Here is a 14630-nt window from a genome sequence, read left to right as displayed (position 1 = left end):
CTGGCCAGAAAGCTGGCCAGGATCGCCTGGGGTGTCTTCAAAAGCGGCCGGGACTTCGATCCGGCCATGCTGAAGGTGGGTCAAGCCTGCTTCCAGCAGGCTTGACCACGAACATAGGATCTCGACTCTACAAGGCGGGCACCGGACGCCCCCGTGCGACAATGGGCGCCCCCACGCTTTCCCGGACCGCTCCGAGCGGCCCGCCGTCATCCTGATGTCCAATCCCGCTTCCCGTATCGCCACCGCCTCCCCACGCATTGCGCTGGGGGGTATCGGCCTGGCCGCGATCGGCGCCATCGCTGCTTCCGGCAAGGCGATCATTGTCAAGCTCGGCCTGCGTCACGGCGTGGATGCCACCACGCTGCTTGCCCTGCGCATGCTGATGGCGCTGCCGCTGTTCGTTTTGATGGCGCTGTGGGCCGCGCGTCGGGCCGAACCACTGTCCTGGGCCGACCGAGCTCGTGTGCTGTGGCTGGGTTTCACCGGCTACTACCTGTCCAGCCTGCTCGACTTCCAGGGCCTGCAGTACATCAGCGTGACCCTGGAACGATTGATCCTGTACTTGAATCCGACCCTGGTGCTGCTGATCAACGTGCTGCTGGCGCGCCAGCGGCCGGGCCGATGGCAGATCGGCGCGCTGGTGCTGAGTTATCTGGGCGTGCTGCTGGCGTTCGGCCATGACCTGCAGCGCGAGGGTGGGCAGATCATCGTTGGCAGCCTGCTGGTGCTGGGCAGTGCGCTCAGCTATGCGCTGTACCTGTTCGGCAGCGGGCAGGTGGTCGCGCGTATCGGAGCGGTGCGGCTGACCGCTTACGCCAGCTGCGTGGCCAGCGTGCTGGTGCTGCTGCATTTCGCGGTGACCCATCCGCTGCCGTTGTTGTGGCAGGCACCGGCGCCGGTGCAGTGGTTGTCGCTGGTCAATGCCACCGTGTGCACGGTGCTGCCAGTGCTGGCGATCATGCTGGCGGTGCAGCGCGTGGGTTCGTCGCTGGCCGCGCAGGTCGGTATGCTGGGCCCTGTTTCCACCATCGTGATGAGCCTATGGCTGCTCGACGAACCGATGGGGCCGGCGCAGATCGCCGGCACCGTGCAGGTGCTGATCGGCGTTCTGCTGGTAACCCGCCTGCGGCGCTGACGCCTGAGCAGGCGCGCGCGCGCATCCTGGCGGTGATCCGCGCGATCCCGGCGGGGCAGGTGATGGGCTATGGGCAGGTGGCGCTGCGCGCGGGCCTGCCCGGGCGTGCGCGCCTGACCGCGCGCATCCTGGGCCAGAACGACGACCCGGACCTGCCTTGGCACCGCGTGTTGCGCTCGGATGGGCGCATTGCCATGGAAGAAGGGTCGGCCGGCTGGCGCGAGCAGTCACAGCGGTTGCGCGCCGAGGGCGTGCGGGTGGAGAACGGCCGGGTGCGGATGACGGCGGCTGATCCGGCGGCGGCACTGGATGCCGCTGTGTGGGGTCCGGGCTGAGCACCGCTGGCGACTGAACAGGCCGCGCCTGCCGGTCGCCAACAAGACACGGTGCTGCGGCTATGATGGAGGCCGTTCCATGCCGGTGCTCCCATGTTCCCGCGACTGCCAACCGTCACCAAGGCCCTGCTGATCGCCAACGCGATCCTGTTCCTGCTGCAGCAGCCGTTCCTGCTCGGCATGCAGACCTTCGAGCCGTTCATGCTGCAACCCCTGCAGCAGGGCTTCGACGCATTCTCGCCGGGCGGCAACTTCCAGCCTTGGCAGCTGCTGACCTACGGCTTCCTGCACGGCAGCTTCGGCCATCTGTTCTTCAACATGCTGGCGGTCTTCATGTTTGGCGCGCCACTGGAGCAGACCTGGGGCGAGAAGCGCTTCCTGCTGTATTACCTGGTGTGCGTGGCCGGTGCCGGTGTCTGCCAGCTGCTGGTGGGTACGCTGCTGGAAAACCCGGCCACGGTGCTGGGTGCTTCCGGTGGCGTGTTCGGCCTGCTGCTGGCCTACGGCATGCTGTTCCCCAACCAGCGGGTGATGCTGCTGTTCCCGCCGATCCCGATGAAGGCGCGTACCTTCGTGATCCTGTTCGGCGTGGGCGAGCTGGTGCTGGGCATGACCGGCTGGCAGCCGGGCGTGGCCCACTTCGCACACCTCGGCGGCATGCTGTTCGGCTGGTTGCTGATCCGCTACTGGCGCGGACAATCGCCGTTCAACAAGCGCCGCCCGCCCGGCCCACCGAAGCGCCCGAACCATCTGCGCAGCGTGAAGTGAGGCGCGATGCGCCTCGCTTCACGCGGGTAGGTGCCAACCTTGGTTGGCACGCTTTGAATGGGATCATTTGACGCGGTAGGTGCCGACCGTTGGTCGGCACACATTCTCCCACGCGGGTAGGTTGGCACGCTTTGAATCGGATCATCTGACCCGGTAGATGCCAACCTTGGTTGGCGTCCGCTCTGCCACTCTGTGCCAACCAAGGTTGGCACCTACCCATCCTGCAACACCACCTGCGCGGCATTGTGCCCGGGCGCACCGGTCACACCGCCACCGGGATGGGTACCCGACCCACACAGATACAACCCCGGAAGGGCGCCGCGGTAGCCGGCCTGGCCGACCATCGGTCGAGCCGAGAACAGCTGGTTGGCACTGAGCGCGCCATGGAAAATGTCGCCGCCGACCAGGCCGAAGGTGCGTTCCAGATCCAGCGGCGACAGCACCTGCCGACCGAGCACGCTGCCGGCAAAGCCGGGCGCATACCGTTCGACGGTGGCAATCATCAGGTCCGCCACAGTCTCACGGTGATCATCCCAGTGGCGCCCGTCGGGCAGTACCGGCGCCACGTGCTGGCAGAACAGGCTGGCCACATGCTGCCCGCGCGGCGCCAGTGAATCATCCAGCGTGCTCGGAATCAGCATCTCTACGATCGGTTCGCGCGACCAGCCTTCGCGGCGCGCATCCAGCCAGGCGCGGTCCATGTAGTCCAGGCTGGGGGCCATGATGATGCCGGCGCTGAGGTGATCGCCGGGGCCGGGCAGGGCACGGAAGTCCGGCAACCGCGACAGCGCCACGTTCATCCGGAAGGTGCCGGAACCGCAGCGCCAGTTCGTCATGCGTTCGCGTGTGGCAGCGGGTACCTGCGTTGGCTCCAGCAGCTGTTCGTACAGCAGCTTCGGATTGACGTTGGCCACCACCGCGCGTGCACGCAGGGTTTCGCCGTTGACCAGTTCCACCCCCACGGCGCGGCCTTGTTCGATCAGTACCTGTTGCACACCGGCATCCACGCGCAGTTCGGCCCCGGCCTCGCGCGCCGCGCTGGCGATGGCCTGGCTGATCGCGCCCATGCCGCCGATCGCGTGGCCCCACGCACCCTTTACGCCATTGCACTGGCCGAATACGTGGTGCAGCAGTACGTAGGCACTGCCCGCTGTATACGGGCTTGCGTAGTTGCCGACGATGCCATCAAAGCCGAACAGCGCCTTGATCGGCTCGCTCTCGAACCAACGGTCCAGGTACTCCGCCGCCGACAGCGTGAACAGGTCCAGCAGTTCCTGCCGCAGTGGCGCATCCAGCGCCGCCAGTTCGCGGCCGAGTTTCCCCATCTGCCATAGTGCGGGCAGCGCACGCCAACCGCCTGCTACACCCAGGTCGGGCGGCGCGCGCAGGGCCCATGCGCGCAGTACGTCGGCGAAGATTTCCAGGCGTGCCTCGTACGCGGGCAAGCGCTGCGCATCCCGCTCGGAGAACTTCGCCACCTCGGCCTGAGTGCGGCCAGGAGCCGACAACAGATAGCGGTCGTCGGGCAATGGCAGGAAGTTGTTGGCCGGGCGCGCGACGATGCGCAGCCCATGCGCATGCAGCTGCAGGTCGTCGATCACCTTCGGCTGCAGCAGCGAGACCGTGTACGAGGCGACTGAGTTGCGGAAGCCGGGATGGAATTCCTCGGTGACCGCAGCGCCGCCAAGAACGCCGCGACGTTCCAGCACCAGCACCTTCTTTCCGGCACGCCCCAGATAGGCCGCGCAGACCAGGCCGTTGTGGCCACCACCAACGATGATCGCATCCCAGGTCATCTGCACCTCGGAAAAAGGGGACGGAGGGGATTAAGTCGCAATTCGCATGGGGGCACCGGCAATGGGGAAAAAACGACTTAATCCCCTCCGTCCCCTTTTTTGATCGCTGCTTCGATGGTGGCGATGTCGATCTTCTTCATCGGCATCATCGCGTTGAATGCGCGCTTGGCCAGTGCCTTGTCCTGGCTGGTCACCGCTTCGATGAGCATGCGCGGGCTGATCTGCCAGGAAATGCCCCAGCGGTCCTTGCACCAGCCGCATTGGCTCTCCTGGCCACCGTTGCCGACGATCGCATTCCACAGGCGGTCGGTCTCGGCCTGGTCCTCGGTCTGGATCTGGAAGGAAAACGCTTCGCTGTGCTTGAACGCGGTGCCGCCGTTGAGGCCGACGCAGGGGATGCCGCAGACCGTGAATTCAACGGTCAGTACGTTGCCTTCCTTGCCGTCCGGATAGTCACCGGGGGCGTGATGCACGGCGGTCACCGCGCTGTCGGGCAGGATACTGGCGTAGAAGGTGGCGGCCTCGAGTGCGCCGTTGTCATACCAGACACAGATCGTGTTCTTGTGTGCCATGTCGGGGCTCCACGTTGGACGAAGCCGCAGCGATAGCATGCGCGGTGTTAATCCGGGATCGTGCTGCACCTGCAAAAAAGGAGGGCGCCCGAAGGCGCCCTCTGCATTACCCGTGTGGCAGCTGGATCAGCGCCAGACCTTGATCTGCTCGGCTTCACTTCGCTGCATCGGCTGGCCGGCCTTGCAGCTGAAGGTGGCGCCGAAGGCCGGCAGGTTGGCCAGCGTGCCGTTGCTGCGCCACAGGCCCGGTGCACGGATGTCGGCGGTCAGGCGGCGCACGGCCTCGTTCGGCGCCAGCTGCTGCGCCCACAGCGCAGACCAGGCGCGGAAGAAGCCCTGCTGCTGGGCCTGCTTGGCCTTCGGCTCCTGCGCGACATACGCCGCCCAGGCCAGTTCCAGACCGGCGATGTCGGCCAGGTTCTCTTCCTGGGTGAGCGTGCCGTTGACCTTGGCACCCTTCACGCCCGGGAAGTCGTAGGCGCTGTACTGCGCGGCCACGCGGTTACCGAGCAGGGTCCAGGCGGTCTTGTCGGCCGGGGTCCACCAGCTGTGCAGCTCGCCCTTGGCGTCGACCAGCGCGCCCTTGGCATCGATCGCGCGGGTCAGCTCATGGCCGACCAGGCCACCGAAGCTGCCGAACTTGTCGGCAGCGTCGGCCTTGGCGTTGAACACCGGGCCCTGCAGGATCGCGGCGGTGACGATCAGGCGGTTCTGGGCCAGATCGTAGGCCAGCGACGGCTGCTGCGGCAGCACGTCCCAGCGACGGTCGGCATTGCCCTTGCCGATGCGCTTCATTTCCTCGCGATGGCGCCAGGTCGAAGCAATCAGCATGTTGCCACCGAACGAACCGCGGCCCATCGGCTGCACGCTGTAGTCGAGGTCGCGCAGCGGGGTGCCGATCTCGATCTTCAGCGCAGCCAGCTTGGCCTGCGCTTCGGCCTTGGCTTCGGTGCTCATCCAGCTGCTGTTCTTGACCGCTTCGATCTGCACTTCGCGCACCTTGTCGACGATCCACGCCGCCTGGCGACGATCTTCGGCGGACAGGTAACGGGCAGCGTATTCGCGACCGACCATCGGGCCAGCGGCTACGTTGATCGCCTCCAGCACGTCTTCCCAGCGCTGCGGCGGCAGGGTTTCGCCACGCAGCACGCGGCCGCGGAATTCGAACTCGGCATCGCGGTAGGCCTTGGACAGGTACGGTGCCATCGAGTCGCCCACGCGCCAGCGCAGGTAGGCCTTCCACTGGTCCGGCTTGAGCTTGGTGACCATGCCGTCGAGCTGCTTGAACAGGCCCGGGTCGGCCAGCGAGACCAGGTCGTCATCCACGCCCTGTGCCTTCAGGAAGGCATCCAGCTGCAGGTTGCGGTAGCGGCTGTTGAGCTCCTTGGTGGAGATCGGCGCGTAGTTGTTGAACGGGTTGTTGATGCCGGCCAGCGACTGCGCATTGCGTGCCAGCTCGGTTTCCAGCGCGATCACCGCCTGCGACTCGGCATCCAGCTTGGCCGCCGGGGTGCCGGTCAGTGCCAGGATCTGCTTGACGTAGTTGCGGTAGCGGCCCATCAGCGCCACGGTGTCGGCGTCGGTACGGGTATAGAACGCCGGATCCGGCAGGCCCATGCCGCCCTGCATGAAGTAGCCGATGTGACGGTCCAGCGCTTTCAGATCGACGTCGGGGCCGAAGTTGAATGCCACCGGGATGCCGACCTGGTGCAGTGCGGCGATCGAGGCCGGCACATCCTTGGCCTTCTTGATGGCGTTGATGCGGGTCAGCAGCGGGGCGATCGGGTTGGAGCCGTCTGCTTCCACGGCCGCTTCGTCCAGGCCACTGGCCCAGAAGTCACCCAGCAGCTTCTGCACGTTGCCCTGCGGCGCCTTCATCGCTGCGTCGAGCAGTTCACGCTGCTGCTGGCGGCTGCGGTCGACCAGCTGGCCCAGCGCGGTGGTGGCGCCGGTCTGCGGCACCGGGTTGGCCTTCAGCCAGCCTGCATTGGTGGTGTCGTAGAAGTCGCTGCACTGGGCACTGACAGCCGGGGCACGCGCGGCCTTTTTCTTGGCGGCGAAGGCATCGTGGGTCGGGACCAGAGTCGCCAGGCTGATGCCCAGGGCGATGGCAAGCGGACGGAAATTGGGCATGTGGAACGAATCCGTGATGGATTGAGGGCGCGCGCACTATAGCAAGCCGCGCATGGGCGCGGCATGCACGCATCACGGCGCATCCGCCGGGCATGGCCCGGCGCTACCGGGTGCGTGGCATCGACACCGCATGCACGCATCACGGCGCATCCGCCGGGCATGGCCCGGCGCTACCGGGTGTGTGGCATCGACACCGCATGCACGCATCACGGTGGCTCCGCCGTGCCATACGCCGACCAAGGTCGGCATCTACCAACGGCGTGGGCCTGCACAGGCGCAGCAGATCCACGCCATGCGTGGATGACGGGCGCCGCAAAAACAAAGGCCCGGGAATTCCCGGGCCTCTGCAGGTCTACCTTGGCATCAGCCAGGGCTTACCAGATCACCACCTGCTGCTCGCCGGCGCGGGCCATCGGCGAACCGGCCTTGCACTGGAAGGCCGCGGCAAAGGTCGGCAGGTTCGACGGCGCACCCATGGCGCGGAACTGCGCCGGCGCGTGCGGGTCGGTGGCCAGGCGGACCTTGGCGTTTTCCGGGGTGTACTTGGTGCGCCACACGGTGGCCCAGTTGAAGAAGAAGCGCTGGTCGCGGGTGAAGCCATCGACCTTTGCATCTTCCTTGCCGGCGGAGGCCTTCTGCAGGGCGTCGTAGGCGGTAGCCAGGCCGCCCAGGTCGGCGATGTTCTCGCCCAGGGTCAGGTGACCGTTCACGGCCTGGCCGTCGACCTTGTACTGGTCGAACTGCTTGACCAGCTTGCCGGTCAAGCCTTCGAAGTTCTTCTTGTCAGCGGCAGTCCACCAGTCTTCCATGTTGCCGGTCGGCCCGAAGCGTGCACCCTGGTCATCGTAACCGTGGGTCATTTCGTGGCCGATCACCGCACCGATGCCGCCATAGTTCAGTGCGTCGTCGGCCTTCGGATCGAAGAACGGCGGCTGCAGGATGGCGGCCGGGAACACGATCTCGTTCTGCAGCGGGTTGTAGTAGGCGTTGACCGTCTGCGGGGTCATGCCCCACTCGGTCTTGTCCACCGGCTTGCCAATCTTGGACAGGTTGAACTTGTAGTTGAACTCACTGGCCGCGCGCACATTGCCCAGGTAGCTGTCGCGCTGGGTCTGCAGGCCCGCCCAGTCACGCCACTTGTCCGGGTAACCGATCTTCGGAGTGAAGGTTTCCCACTTGGCGATGGCCTTGGCCTTGGTTTCATCGCTCATCCAGCTCAGGCCCTGGATGCGTTCCTTCAGCGAGGCGGCCAGGTTCTTCACCAGCTCTTCCATCTTCGCCTTGGCTTCCGGCGAGAAGGCAACCTTCACGTACAGCTGGCCGAAGGCTTCACCGGCGTCGTTCTCGATGGTGCCCAGCACGCGCTTCCAGCGCGGCTTCTGTTCCTTCTGGCCGTTGAGGGTCTTGCCGTAGAACTCGTAGTTCTCCTGCACGAAGGCATCGGCCAGGTACGGCGAGGCGCTGTCCACGGTGTGGAAGCGCAGGTAGGCGCGCCACACCGACGGATCGGTATCGCCCAGCGCCTTGCTCACTTCCTCATGGAAGGCCGGCATGGCCAGCGAGAACTTCTCCGGCGCGGCTACGCCCTGCGACTTGAAGAACTCGGTCCAGCTGAAGTTCGGGGTCAGCTTGTCAGCGTCGGCCAGGGTGACCGGGTTGTAGTACAGCTCGACGTTGCGCGACAGCTCGACGCGCGACTTGGAGGCCTTGGCCAGGCGGGTCTCGAACTTGACCACGTCCTCGGCCTGCTTGGCAGCGTCGGCAGCGGCGACGCCGGACAGCTCCAGCACCTTGGCGACGTGTGCCTGGTAGGCCTTCAGCTTGTCGGCGTTCTTGGCATCGGTGTAGTAGGTGCTGTCCGGCAGGCCCAGGCCGCCCTGGCTGGCGTAGGCCAGGTTCACGGCCGAGTTCTTGAAGTCGGCTTCAGCGCCGAAGCCGAACAGGACGTTGTCACCCTTGGCCGCGCTGCTGCGCAGGTAGTCGGCGATGGCCGCCTTGTCCTGCAGGCCGTCGATCGCGGTGAGGTCGGCCTTCAGCGGCTCGATGCCCTGGGCATTGATCTTGGCTTCGTCCATGCCGGTGGCCCACAGGTCGCCGACGATCTTCTCGATACGGTTCGGGTTCTTGACCTGCGCGACCTGTTCAGCCAGCTGGTGCTGCACGGCCACCGAACGCTCGTCGAGGATGGTGAACGCGCCCCAGCTGGTGCGGTCGCCCGGAATTTCATTGGCGGCCAGCCACTTGCTGTTCACGTAGTCGCCGAAGGCGCCACAGGCGTCCTTGCTGGCATCCAGATCGCTGGGCTGGAAGGCGTTGTAGGCCGGCAGCTTGCTCTCGTCCAGCGTGTAGTTGGCGGCTTCGGCCGCAGCCGGCGTGGAGGCGGTGGCATCCTTGGCCGGGGTTTCGTTCTTGCCGCAGCCGACCAGCGCGGCCGAAACGGCCAGGGTCAGCAGCACGATCTTGGGAGTACGGGTCACTTTGATGGCCTCCAGGCCGAGTGAGTCAGGGAAGGGCCGCGGGGACGGCCGTGGGCCGAACAATACGCCGCCGGCCTGCCCTGCAAGGGTGTCGAAGGTCATGGCCGGGCGCAAGGGGGCCGCTTCGTGGGCCGGAAAAGACAGACCCGGCAAAAGCCGGGTCTGTCGGGGTACTGCGATAAGGCGTGGATCAGAACTTGTACTTCAGACGCACGAACGGGGTGCGGCCGTAGTAGTCGTACTGGGTGGCGAAGGCCGGTACGTTGCCGTAGCGGGAATCGGCGACACCGATGGAAACCAACGGCGGGGTCTTGTTGAAGATGTTGCTGACGCCCACCAGGATTTCCCAATCGGCCTGCGCGTAGCTGACCGAAGCGGTGTGGTAGATGCGCGAGTCGGCCACGATGTCACGATAGGAGTTCGGACGACCCTGGTAGGTGAACACCGGGCTCAGATCGATGTCTTCGGTCTTGTGGATGTAGGTGGTCAGCCAGTTGTACGACCAGTCACCACGGGTCAGGCTCAGCGCCAGGTTGCCCACCACCTTCGGACGGCCGATGTCACCCAGCAGCTCCGAGGATTCCAGGCCGCTCGCAGCTGCGCTGGAGAACACTTCCTGGGTGTCTTCGATCGTGTAGGTGACCTGGGTCTCGGCCGAGAACTTGCCGAACGAGAAATCGTGGTCGAAGTTTGCGGTCAGGTCGTAGCCACGGGTGCGCTGCTTGTTGATGTTGATGAACTTGTTCTGGATCTGGGTCACCGCATACGGCTGGGTAGCACTGGCCGGATTGCGGGTCAGCAGATCGCAGTAGCTGTTCGGGTACACCGTGCCGCCGTAGCAGCCACGCATGACGTTGGTGCTGCCCAGCTGCGCGATTTCATTGCTCACTTCGTAGTCGAAGTAATCGATGGCCACGCTCAGGTTGGCGAAGGTCGGGGTGAACACGATACCGGCGGTCTTCGCACGCGAAGTTTCCGGAATCAGCGAATTACCACCGCCCTGGCGGTACACCGTGCCGCTGCTGCCGCCGCCGGCATAGTCGGCCGGGATACCTGCGGCCGCACAGTTGGCCTGGTAATTGGTATTGGAGCTTTCACCCCAGCGTACGCACGGATCGTTCGCCTGCTGGAAGAAACCAGTCTCGTTGCCAAGGTACAGCTCGTACAGGCCCGGCGCGCGGTAGGAGGTGCCGATCGAACCGCGCAGACGCAGCGACGGAATGACCTGCCAGTTCAGGCCGATCTTCCAGACATTGTCCGAATCGGCAACGTTGTCGTACTTGAACACGCGACCCGAGGCGTTCAGGCTCAGCGATTCCACTGCCGGCAGGCCCTTCAGCAGTGGCACGTCGAACTCGACGAAGGCTTCCTTGACCTTGTCGTTGCCCTTGGTCACATCAGCCGAGGACGAGCCCCAGATGTCGCCAGTGCGGGACAGTTCGCTCGGCTGGTCGTTGAGCGAGTAATAGCGGTATTCCAGGCCGCCCGCAAAACCGACCGCACCGGCCGGCATCTCGAACAGGTCGCCGCTGACGATGGCGTTGATGGTAGCCTGCTTGTAAGTGGTCTTGCCCCAGTCCCACGCACCGAGCTTGTCGACCAGCTCGTCGACCTTGCGGCCGCTCAGGTAGTCCGGGTCGAAGTAGTTCACCGCCGGCGGCGCGTCGGTGTAGTCCAGGTCGCCGCTCTTGGAGGCCTGGATGGCCAGATTGCCGTACTTGCCACTGGAGTGGCTGAAGTTCGCGTTGACTTCCCACGCCCAGGTGTCGGTGCCCTTGAACAGGCCGTCAAGCTTGGTGGCGGCGTAGAAGTAATCGACGGTGACATCCTGCTGGGACTTGAACAGCATCACCGGGTTGGCGACGATCTCGGTACCCGGGATGTAGGCATACGGGAAGAACTGGCGCCAGGAGAACGTCTCGGTTTCGCGACGGTTGAACAGGAACTGGGTCTTCCAGTTGACCGAATCGAAGCCGAAGTCGGTGGCCACGTAGGCGGTCTTCCGCTCCTGCTTGTTGATGATGTGGCCCTGGCCCCAGCGCGCGAAGTTCACCGGCTCATCGAAGAAGGCCTGGCCGCGCGCGTAGCTCTGGGTCTTGCGCGGGCGGTAGCCCGGCAGCGGGCCGACAGTGGTGCCATCACCCGACGGCACATAGCGGGTGCTGCCGATGTCGACCACGTTGTGCAGCATGTTGACGCAGTTGGCCAGCGGCGTACCGGCATTGAGCGAACGATCTTCGCGGTCGATGCGGTTGCCGTCGGCGTCCTTGACCAGGTCGTTGCTGCAGTTGAGGAAGTCGCGGTCGCCACGGGTCAGCTCGTTGTGCTGATACCACTCGACGGCAGCGATGATGCTGCCCTTCTCGAAGTTCCAGCCATTGGCCAGCGACGCCGAGAACACTTCACCGCCGCCTTCGGTCGGGACGCGGCCGGTAACGGTCAGCTCCGGGCGCTCGATGTTCTTCTTGGTGATCAGGTTGACCACACCGGCCACGGCGTCGGAACCATAGATCGAGGACGAACCGTCCTTCACGATCTCGGCACGCTGCAGGATGGCGGTGGGAATGACGTTCAGGTCGAAGGCGCCGACGGCGCCACGAGTACCGGCCGGGCCGGGGCGCTGGCCATCGAGCAGCACCAGGGTGCGGTTGGCGCCCAGGCCGCGAAGCGACACGGTCTGTACGCCGGTGCCGCCGTCCACGACGAAGCCGCCGAACTGGTGGGTGATCTGGGTTTCGGCCGAACCGATGGCCGACTTCTGCAGGAACTCGGCCACGTTGACCTGGCCCTGCTTCGCGTTGGTTTCGGCGTTGATGGTGAACACCGGCGAAGTGGTCTCGTAGTCCGCACGGCGGATCAGGGAGCCGGTGACTGTGACCTTGTCAAGATCGGTTGCGCGGGTGGAAGTGCTTGAGCTGCTTGACGCCTTTGCTTCCTGCTGGGTGGATTCCTGGGCCAGAGCCGGTGCGACCTGCAGGCAGGCCAGCACAGCAAGAGTCAACGGGACGCGGCTTGGCTTAGATTGGCGGTTGGCGTTGCGCATTTCGGTTTGATCCCCACTTGTTATGCTTCGGTTAATGGAGTGTATGAGTCGCGTAAAGTAAATGCAACATGAATATTGAAATCTCTTAACTTGCTGTTGTTATAGGGAAATTCAGTATTTGGGGCATGAAAAAGCCCCTGCCTGGCCGGCAGGGGCTTGGTGAAAGCGAGGGTGCCCGGGGAGGGATCAGAGGCCGCCGGGGCCGCAATCCTTGCTCAGGTAGTCGGCCATGAGCGTCAATGTCGTCCGGAAGTGCGCGGGGTACCACGGCATGCTGTGCGGCATGTCGGGGATCAGCTCGAACCGGGCTGGGACCTTGCCCTGTACGCCGTTGTAGAAGTTCCTCGCATGGAAGGACGGCGTGCGTACGTCACGGTCGCCGACGAAGGTCAGCAGAGGAATCGTGGCCTTCGCAGTGTTCTGCATCGGGTCCATGCCCTTCACCGTGCGCCCCTGCAGAATGCGTTGCAGGCGGTTCTGGCTCCAGGAGGTGCCCAGCCGGCCAAGATCGGTGACCGGGGCGCCAGCGATGGCGCACTGGTAGGGGGAGGGGCTGCGCACTGTCGCGGCGGCAGCCGCGAAGCCGCCGTAGGAATAGCCGAAGATCGCGATGCGGTCCTTGGCGGCGATGCCCTGTGAGACGAGCCAGGCGGCGCCGTCATCCTTGTCGTCCTGCATCTTCTGGCCCCACTCGGCGTCACCTGCCAGCCAGAGCTTGCGGCCAAGGCCGGCGCTGCCGCGGTACTGAGGGCGCAACACGGCGTAGCCGCGCGAAGTGAAGAACGGCACCCAGCCGGATTCATCCCAGCCGGTGTAGTCGCGTGCCCACGGCCCGCCGTGCGGATGAACGAGTGCCGGCAGCGGGCCGTCGCCCTGCTTCCAGCCCGGCGGGAGATCCAGAATCGCTGGAATCTGCAGCCCATCGCGTGCGGTGTAGGTCACCCAGCGTTGTTCACCGATCTGCTTGCTGTCCACCCAGGGGCGCTCATTGCCGAGTGGCACGACATCCTTGCGATCGGCCAGGATGAAGTAGCTCTTCGGGTTGCGGTTGCTTTCCGTGGTGAACAGGACGCGCGAAAGGTCGTCGTTGTAGCCGGTGATGTAGATGCTCAGGCCGGGATAGGCTTTCTGCAGGCCCTCCTGCAGGGCCTTCATCTGCGGATCCACGTACACGGCCTGTCGCTGCGGACCGTCGATATAGAAGCCGAGGACCTGGTTGAAGTTGCTCTTGCGCGTGCCCAGGATCAGTGAACTGATCGAGAAGGAGGGATGGGCGGCCAGAGGCTCCTTGTCGAACTCCTTTTTGGCAGGATCGTACAGTCGCGCCTGCACCAGATCCGAGAACTGGTCGGTCAGCACGTACAGCTTGCCGCTGTCATCGTCTATGCCGACGACTTCCACCGTATAGCGTTCGCTCAGTCGGGTGGTCAGGGGGGCGTGCACTTCGAACTGGCCGGCGCTGTTCTTGATCAGAATGCGTTGTTCGAAATCGTCGGAGCCGGCGGATTCGACCTGGGTCTGGGTAAGGACTTCACCTGTGCGGGGATGGAACAGGCCGGGTGACGTGCGGGAGCTGCCCTTGAACAGCAGTTCGGTCTGGCCCGTGCGCAGGTTGAAGCGGTAGTAGTTGGCCTGCAGCGTGGCCTCATTGAGCTGGCTGATGATGACCCTGTCTGCATCCAGCGGCAGCCCATGGACGAGCGAGGCGGTACCCGCAAGTTCGAGGCAGCGAAGGGTCTCGGGGCTGACCCCGAGCGTGCGGGTGTTGTTGGCGAAAGCCTCGTCGAACTTGGTCTGGGTGGCGTCGGTGAGGTAGGCCTTGGTCAGGAAGGTCTTGGTGGCTCCCGTACTGTTGCCTTCACCGCAGCCGCCGAGTTTGCCTGTCCATTCCTGGCGCCCGATGACGAGGTTGCGTCCCGCCTTCAGTGCGCTCGCCGCGATGAACTTCATCCGGTCACCGGATGGCGTGATGGCGACCGGGCCGGCGCCGAGGTTATCCAGGTTCCAGTTGGCCAGGGCGGTATCGCTGTTGTCGCTGCCGGGCGCGGCGACGATCGCGACCAGCTGCTTGCCGTCGGCGCTCATGGTGACCGACTGGATGGTGGGGATCTTGGCGAAATCCTCGGCTGGCAGAGGGCTTGCGAGGGCAGGGGCAATGCACAGCGCCGCCAGTGCGGCGGCGCCAAGGCGGGCGGGGGACAAGCGCAGTTCCATGGTCGGCAGGGTCCTTGTGGCGGGCACATCAATATGACCTGAAGATGAACGAAGACGTGAATCCAGTCAACTTGGCGTGAATGCCCGGGCGCGCGTCACGCCCTGGAGGGACGGCCAGCAAAAAAAGACCCCGCCGGGGCGGGGTCTTTGGTGCGGC

Annotated in this window: 9 protein-coding genes; 3 read left to right on the top strand and 6 right to left on the bottom strand. The window is 65.0% G+C overall.

All coding sequences use genetic code 11. The annotated features are described in order from the left end of the window. Positions 1 to 214: 214 nt before the first annotated feature. From V3B25_RS10720 to V3B25_RS10710, 3 genes are all read left to right on the top strand, one after another. The gene (locus V3B25_RS10720) at positions 215 to 1135 is read left to right on the top strand and encodes a DMT family transporter (protein WP_329810653.1); all 921 of its coding nucleotides are present in this window, start codon (positions 215 to 217) and stop codon (positions 1133 to 1135) included. Continuing rightward, a complete protein-coding gene (locus tag V3B25_RS10715) occupies positions 1132 to 1470 on the top strand; it encodes an MGMT family protein (RefSeq protein ID WP_239669995.1) in 339 nt (112 codons plus the stop codon). The genes V3B25_RS10720 and V3B25_RS10715 overlap by 4 nt, the downstream gene beginning before the upstream one ends. Positions 1471 to 1563: 93 nt before the next feature. Continuing rightward, the gene (locus V3B25_RS10710) at positions 1564 to 2238 is read left to right on the top strand and encodes a rhomboid family intramembrane serine protease (RefSeq protein WP_032128229.1); all 675 of its coding nucleotides are present in this window, start codon (positions 1564 to 1566) and stop codon (positions 2236 to 2238) included. A 212-nt stretch (positions 2239 to 2450) separates the two neighbouring features. Here the strand turns inward: V3B25_RS10710 and V3B25_RS10705 are convergent, their stop codons facing one another. From V3B25_RS10705 to V3B25_RS10680, 6 genes are all read right to left on the bottom strand, one after another. Beyond that, positions 2451 to 4034, bottom strand: coding sequence for an NAD(P)/FAD-dependent oxidoreductase (locus V3B25_RS10705; RefSeq protein WP_049424024.1), 1584 nt, complete (start codon positions 4032 to 4034; stop codon positions 2451 to 2453). A 77-nt stretch (positions 4035 to 4111) separates the two neighbouring features. After that, positions 4112 to 4606 carry a VOC family protein gene (locus V3B25_RS10700; protein ID WP_032128230.1) on the bottom strand — a complete coding sequence of 165 codons (495 nt, stop codon included), beginning with the start codon at positions 4604 to 4606 and terminating at the stop codon, positions 4112 to 4114. A gap of 126 nt (positions 4607 to 4732) precedes the next feature. Continuing rightward, the gene (locus tag V3B25_RS10695; protein WP_329810651.1) at positions 4733 to 6739 is read right to left on the bottom strand and encodes a M13 family metallopeptidase; all 2007 of its coding nucleotides are present in this window, start codon (positions 6737 to 6739) and stop codon (positions 4733 to 4735) included. Positions 6740 to 7113: 374 nt separating this feature from the next. After that, the gene (locus V3B25_RS10690) at positions 7114 to 9216 is read right to left on the bottom strand and encodes a M13-type metalloendopeptidase (RefSeq protein ID WP_329810650.1); all 2103 of its coding nucleotides are present in this window, start codon (positions 9214 to 9216) and stop codon (positions 7114 to 7116) included. Positions 9217 to 9406: 190 nt separating this feature from the next. Continuing rightward, the gene (locus tag V3B25_RS10685) at positions 9407 to 12259 is read right to left on the bottom strand and encodes a TonB-dependent receptor (protein WP_329810648.1); all 2853 of its coding nucleotides are present in this window, start codon (positions 12257 to 12259) and stop codon (positions 9407 to 9409) included. 186 nt (positions 12260 to 12445) lie between these two features. Next, positions 12446 to 14473 carry a prolyl oligopeptidase family serine peptidase gene (locus tag V3B25_RS10680; protein ID WP_049423805.1) on the bottom strand — a complete coding sequence of 676 codons (2028 nt, stop codon included), beginning with the start codon at positions 14471 to 14473 and terminating at the stop codon, positions 12446 to 12448. Positions 14474 to 14630 lie beyond the last annotated feature (157 nt).

The organism is Stenotrophomonas sp. SMYL8 (assembly GCF_036320065.1).
Classification (GTDB): Bacteria; Pseudomonadota; Gammaproteobacteria; order Xanthomonadales; family Xanthomonadaceae; genus Stenotrophomonas; species Stenotrophomonas maltophilia_A.
This window is presented reverse-complemented; position numbering and strand designations above follow the sequence as displayed.

Coding starts and splice junctions, on each gene's coding strand:
- V3B25_RS10680 (WP_049423805.1), bottom strand. CDS start 14,473: ATGGAACTGCGCTTGTCCCCCGCCCGCCTTGGCGCCGCCGCACTGGCG.
- V3B25_RS10695 (WP_329810651.1), bottom strand. CDS start 6,739: ATGCCCAATTTCCGTCCGCTTGCCATCGCCCTGGGCATCAGCCTGGCG.
- V3B25_RS10685 (WP_329810648.1), bottom strand. CDS start 12,259: ATGCGCAACGCCAACCGCCAATCTAAGCCAAGCCGCGTCCCGTTGACT.
- V3B25_RS10700 (WP_032128230.1), bottom strand. CDS start 4,606: ATGGCACACAAGAACACGATCTGTGTCTGGTATGACAACGGCGCACTC.
- V3B25_RS10720 (WP_329810653.1), top strand. CDS start 215: ATGTCCAATCCCGCTTCCCGTATCGCCACCGCCTCCCCACGCATTGCG.
- V3B25_RS10705 (WP_049424024.1), bottom strand. CDS start 4,034: ATGACCTGGGATGCGATCATCGTTGGTGGTGGCCACAACGGCCTGGTC.
- V3B25_RS10710 (WP_032128229.1), top strand. CDS start 1,564: ATGTTCCCGCGACTGCCAACCGTCACCAAGGCCCTGCTGATCGCCAAC.